Origin of the sequence: Nocardioides lijunqiniae (assembly GCF_015024225.1) — a bacterium.
Taxonomy (GTDB): Bacteria; Actinomycetota; Actinomycetes; order Propionibacteriales; family Nocardioidaceae; genus Nocardioides; species Nocardioides lijunqiniae.
In genome coordinates, this window is record NZ_JACJGM010000068.1 from 1 (window position 1) to 5,428 (window position 5,428).

Annotated in this window: 3 rRNA genes; all 3 read right to left on the bottom strand. The window is 56.0% G+C overall.

From position 1 onward, the window contains the following. Positions 1–9 precede the first annotated feature (9 nt). The 3 genes from rrf to IRQ30_RS22960 all read right to left on the bottom strand — a co-directional run bounded on the left by rrf (position 10) and on the right by IRQ30_RS22960 (position 5,366). A 5S ribosomal RNA gene (gene rrf, locus IRQ30_RS22950) occupies positions 10–126 on the bottom strand. A 139-nt stretch (positions 127–265) separates the two neighbouring features. After that, a 23S ribosomal RNA gene (locus IRQ30_RS22955) occupies positions 266–3,398 on the bottom strand. Positions 3,399–3,831: 433 nt separating this feature from the next. Then, a 16S ribosomal RNA gene (locus IRQ30_RS22960) occupies positions 3,832–5,366 on the bottom strand. Together the 16S, 23S and 5S rRNA genes form the textbook arrangement of a ribosomal RNA operon. Positions 5,367–5,428 lie beyond the last annotated feature (62 nt).

Here is a 5,428-nt window from a genome sequence, read left to right on the forward strand (position 1 = left end):
GAGGTGTTTGTCCGGCGGCGTCCTACTCTCCCACAGCCTCTCGGTTGCAGTACCATTGGCGCTGGCAGGCTTAACTTCCGGGTTCGGGATGGGTCCGGGTGTTTCCCTGCCGCTATGGCCGCCGTAACTCTATGACCCCAGTATGCCCGTGTGGGTGTCACCAGACCACCTCCCATGAAGGGGGGGGTGGTGGTGACCACGGGTGGGGTGGTCTTGTAGTGGACGCGAACACGCAGGGTGTCTTGTGGTTTTGGTTGAGGGTTTGTGGGGCAAGCCCTCGGCCTATTAGTACCGGTCGGCTAGGCATTGCTGCTGTATACCTCCGGCCTATCAACCCAATAGTCTGTTGGGGGCCTTAACCCACAAGGGGTGGGAAACCTCATCTTGAAATGTGCTTCCCGCTTAGATGCATTCAGCGGTTATCACTTCCGAACGTAGCTAACCAGCCGTGCCCCTGGCGGGACAACTGGCACACCAGAGGTTCGTCCATCCCGGTCCTCTCGTACTAGGGACAGATTTTCTCAAGTTTCCTACGCGCGCGGCGGATAGGGACCGAACTGTCTCACGACGTTCTAAACCCAGCTCGCGTGCCGCTTTAATGGGCGAACAGCCCAACCCTTGGGACCTACTCCAGCCCCAGGATGCGACGAGCCGACATCGAGGTGCCAAACCATCCCGTCGATATGGACTCTTGGGGAAGATCAGCCTGTTATCCCCGGGGTACCTTTTATCCGTTGAGCGACGTCGCTTCCACATGCCGACGCCGGATCACTAGTTCCGACTTTCGTCCCTGCTCGACATGTCTGTCTCACAGTCAAGCTCCCTTGTGCACTTACACTCGCCACCTGATTGCCAACCAGGCTGAGGGAACCTTTGAGCGCCTCCGTTACATTTTAGGAGGCAACCGCCCCAGTTAAACTACCCATCAGGCACTGTCCCTGATCCAGATCATGGACCTAGGTTAGATATCTAGTACGACCAGAGTGGTATTTCAACGATGACTCCACAACCACTGGCGTGGCCGCTTCACAGTCTCCCACCTATCCTACACAAGCCGAACCAAACACCAATACCAAACTATAGTAAAGGTCCCGGGGTCTTTCCGTCCTGCCGCGCGTAACGAGCATCTTTACTCGTAGTGCAATTTCGCCGAGTCCACGGTTGAGACAGCGCCCAAGTCGTTACTCCATTCGTGCAGGTCGGAACTTACCCGACAAGGAATTTCGCTACCTTAGGATGGTTATAGTTACCACCGCCGTTTACTGGGGCTTAAGTTCTCCGCTTCGACCCAAAGGTCTAACAGGTCCCCTTAACCTTCCAGCACCGGGCAGGAGTCAGTCCGTATACATCGTCTTACAACTTCGCACGGACCTGTGTTTTTAGTAAACAGTCGCTTGGGCCTGGTCTCTGCGGCCCTCATCGCTTCCCCCAGCAAGTGGGTTCACGAATCGGGCCCCCCTTCTCCCGAAGTTACGGGGGCATTTTGCCGAGTTCCTTAACCATGGTTCGCTCGATCGCCTTGGTATTCTCTACCTGATCACCTGAGTCGGTTTGGGGTACGGGCGGCGTATAGCTCGCTAGAGGTTTTTCTCGACAGCATAGGATCACCCACTTCCCCCATACGGGGTCGGCGTCACGTCTCAGGTCCGTCATCAAAGACAGTGTCCCGGATTTGCCTAGGACACACCCTACCTGCTTACCCGTGGACAACCATCGCCACGGTTGGGCTACCTTCCTGCGTCACCCCATCGCTTGACTACTACCGGTTCGGATCCCACGCTACGCTCACCCGTCTCGCCCCGAAGGGTCCGATCAGATGAGTTTCAGATGGTTAGCATCACCGGGCTCGTCATGGGCGCTACTTTGCCGGTACGGGAATATCAACCCGTTGTCCATCGACTACGCCTGTCGGCCTCGCCTTAGGTCCCGACTTACCCAGGGCAGATTAGCTTGACCCTGGAACCCTTGATCATTCGGCGGAAGAGTTTCTCACTCTTCATTCGCTACTCATGCCTGCATTCTCACTCGTGTCGCATCCACCACTGGATCACTCCGTGGCTTCACCCGCGACACGACGCTCCCCTACCCATCCACACACCTGAACCAACCGAGCAAGTCGGCGGCTTAGCTTACATGTGAATGCCATAGCTTCGGCGGATGACTTGAGCCCCGCTACATTGTCGGCGCGGAATCACTTGACCAGTGAGCTATTACGCACTCTTTCAAGGGTGGCTGCTTCCAAGCCAACCTCCTGGTTGTCACTGCGACTCCACATCCTTTTCCACTTAGTCACCGCTTAGGGGCCTTAGCTGATGGTCTGGGCTGTTTCCCTCTCGACAATGGAGCTTATCCCCCACTGTCTCACTGCCGCGCTCTCACTTACCGGCATTCGGAGTTTGGCTAACGTCAGTAACCTTGTAGGGCCCATTAGCTATCCAGTGCTCTACCTCCGGCAAGAAACACGCGACGCTGCACCTAAATGCATTTCGGGGAGAACCAGCTATCACGAAGTTTGATTGGCCTTTCACCCCTATCCACAGGTCATCCCCTCAGTTTTCAACCTAAGTGGGTTCGGTCCTCCACGCGGTCTTACCCGCGCTTCAACCTGCCCATGGATAGATCACTTCGCTTCGGGTCTTGATCGTGCTACTGCGTCGCCCTATTCAGACTCGCTTTCGCTACGGCTACCCCACACGGGTTAACCTCGCAACACAACGCAAACTCGCAGGCTCATTCTTCAAAAGGCACGCCATCACCACACCACAAGGGTGAAGCTCTGACGGATTGTAGGCACACGGTTTCAGGTACTATTTCACTCCCCGCCAGGGGTACTTTTCACCTTTCCCTCACGGTACTTGTCCGCTATCGGTCATCGAGAAGTATTTAGGCTTAACGGGTGGTCCCGCCAGATTCACACGGAATTTCAGGAGTTCCGTGTTACTTGGGAAATCACTCAGCAGACTAGGCCTTACGCTTACGGGGCTATCACCCTCTACGGCGCCGCTTTCCAACGGACTTCAACTTCAACCTAATTTTCTTACTGCTTGAAAAGCCGGCAGACTCTTCCAAGTGCTCCCACAACCCCACCTGCGCAACCCCTGCCGGGTATCACACGCAAATGGTTTAGCCTCATCCGATTTCGCTCGCCACTACTCTCGGAATCACTTTTGTTTTCTCTTCCTATGGGTACTGAGATGTTTCACTTCCCCACGTTCCCTCCACACACCCTATTTCATTCAGGCGCGGGTAACTGGACATGACTCCAGCTGGGTTTCCCCATTCGGACACCCCCGGATCACAGCTCGGTTGCCAACTCCCCAGGGCTTATCGCAGGCTCCAACGTCCTTCATCGGCTCTCGATGCCAAGGCATCCACCATGTGCCCTTCACAGCTTGCCACACAAACACTCAACAAAAACAACAAAGACACACACTACATAAAACATCCACAACAAACACCGACACTCACCCACCCCCACACCATCATCGACCCGGCCGTAACCAGTCCGACCCCGGCAAGGGGCGCATTCGTGCGAGTTCATCATGGGATGCTCGCGTCCACTATCAAGTAATCAAACACCAAGAAAACACCAACCCAACCAGGAACATCACGTTCCTCTCGGCCTGATCCTTCAGGGCCCAACAGTGTGCCAAACCAACCCGATACCGCTGAGCACTCGATTTCCACACACACCAACCCCCCGAAGGAAGCTGAGTGCCGTACTCAGAGAACGTCAACGCCACCGTGTGAGCGTTCATCGATGATTCCACTAGTGAACACCACCAGTGCCGCCCGAACGAATGTCGGACGCGCGGGGCATGTGCTCCTTAGAAAGGAGGTGATCCAGCCGCACCTTCCGGTACGGCTACCTTGTTACGACTTCGTCCCAATCGCCAGCCCCACCTTCGACGGCTCCCTCCACAAGGGTTGGGCCACCGGCTTCGGGTGTTGCCGACTTTCGTGACGTGACGGGCGGTGTGTACAAGGCCCGGGAACGTATTCACCGCAGCGTTGCTGATCTGCGATTACTAGCGACTCCGACTTCATGGGGTCGAGTTGCAGACCCCAATCCGAACTGAGACCGGCTTTTTGGGATTCGCTCCGCCTTACAGCATCGCAGCCCTTTGTACCGGCCATTGTAGCATGCGTGAAGCCCTGGACATAAGGGGCATGATGACTTGACGTCATCCCCACCTTCCTCCGAGTTGACCCCGGCAGTCTCCTATGAGTCCCCACCACCCCGAAGGGCGTGCTGGCAACATAGAACGAGGGTTGCGCTCGTTGCGGGACTTAACCCAACATCTCACGACACGAGCTGACGACAGCCATGCACCACCTGTACACCGACTAAAAGGGGCTACATCTCTGCAGCTTTCCGGTGTATGTCAAACCCAGGTAAGGTTCTTCGCGTTGCATCGAATTAATCCGCATGCTCCGCCGCTTGTGCGGGCCCCCGTCAATTCCTTTGAGTTTTAGCCTTGCGGCCGTACTCCCCAGGCGGGGCGCTTAATGCGTTAGCTGCGGCACGGAACCCATGGAATAGGCCCCACACCTAGCGCCCAACGTTTACGGTGTGGACTACCAGGGTATCTAATCCTGTTCGCTCCCCACACTTTCGCTCCTCAGCGTCAGGTAATGCCCAGAGAACCGCCTTCGCCACCGGTGTTCCTCCTGATATCTGCGCATTTCACCGCTACACCAGGAATTCCGTTCTCCCCTGCATACCTCTAGTCTGCCCGTATCGAAAGCAAGCACCGAGTTAAGCCCGGTGTTTTCACTCCCGACGCGACAAACCGCCTACGAGCCCTTTACGCCCAATAATTCCGGACAACGCTCGCACCCTACGTATTACCGCGGCTGCTGGCACGTAGTTGGCCGGTGCTTCTTCTGTACCTACCGTCACCACCCACAACGGGCGCTTCGTCGGTACTGAAAGAGGTTTACAACCCGAAGGCCGTCATCCCTCACGCGGCGTTGCTGGATCAGGCTTCCGCCCATTGTCCAATATTCCCCACTGCTGCCTCCCGTAGGAGTCTGGGCCGTGTCTCAGTCCCAGTGTGGCCGGTCACCCTCTCAGGCCGGCTACCCGTCGAAGCCTTGGTAGGCCATTACCCCACCAACAAGCTGATAGGCCGCGAGCACATCCTCCACCGAAAAAACTTTCCACAACCACCACATGCATGGAGTTGTCGTATCAGGTATTAGACCCCGTTTCCGAAGCTTATCCCCAAGTGAAGGGCAGATTACTCACGTGTTACTCACCCGTTCGCCGCTCGTGTACCCCCGAAAGGGCCTTACCGCTCGACTTGCATGTGTTAAGCACGCCGCCAGCGTTCGTCCTGAGCCAGGATCAAACTCTCCGTAGAAAATTCCAATCACTGACAAAAAACAAAACTGACAATTGCCAGAATCATTAATGCCGAAAAAA